At 57.4% G+C, this 535-nt stretch carries 1 protein-coding gene; it reads right to left on the bottom strand.

Features of this window, described 5'->3' with window-relative positions; genetic code table 11:
* Positions 1-53 precede the first annotated feature (53 nt).
* A complete protein-coding gene (locus FD37_RS07765; protein ID WP_056964605.1) occupies positions 54-479 on the bottom strand; it encodes a hypothetical protein in 426 nt (141 codons plus the stop codon).
* Positions 480-535: the final 56 nt, after the last annotated feature.

Raw genomic sequence — 535 nt, 5'->3', positions numbered from 1 at the left:
CGTCGTGCTGTCTCTGGAGCTCCTGGAGCGCTTCTTCGTACCAATCCGGGTAATCAATCAAGTTTCAATCTCCGCGCCGCTGGCATGAAGTGGCGGGCCCAATCAACGTGCCGGTCCATGCTCCGTGCGATTTGGCTGTAGTGTTTGCTGGAGATGTGGTCACGCACGTACCTCAGCTGCACCAGATCGTCATGGGTGGCCCGGTACTCGAAACCAGGCGATGCCATCATGAACTGCACCAGGTCTCGCACCCACTGCTTGTCGCGACCCGATTCATCGACCACGTACTGCGTCAGGAACCCGCGTTCGATCATGTCCCGCACCCGGTCGACACTGTAGGTGTGTGAGGTGAACTTGTCGGCTGACCGGTTGGCCACCTTGTGGATTTTCTCCACCTCTTCATCAGGCCAGTTTTTGGCGGGGCCGAACTGATTTTCTAAGCGGTGAACTCCCGCCACCATCAATGGATTACTTGCCATCTCTAAGTGCCTCCTTCGCTTCTGCTTGGTGTTCCCGTGCATGTTGCGCCATGCGG

It is taken from the genome of Levilactobacillus spicheri DSM 15429 (assembly GCF_001435095.1).
In the GTDB taxonomy this organism is placed as follows: Bacteria; Bacillota; Bacilli; order Lactobacillales; family Lactobacillaceae; genus Levilactobacillus; species Levilactobacillus spicheri.
The sequence above is the reverse complement of the archived record's forward strand: the minus strand, read 5'-3'. Positions and strand labels throughout refer to the sequence as shown.

What these genes read in the sequence shown, in the direction of transcription:
- FD37_RS07765 (WP_056964605.1), bottom strand. Translation starts at nt 479, where the DNA reads ATGGCAAGTAATCCATTGATGGTGGCGGGAGTTCACCGCTTAGAAAAT.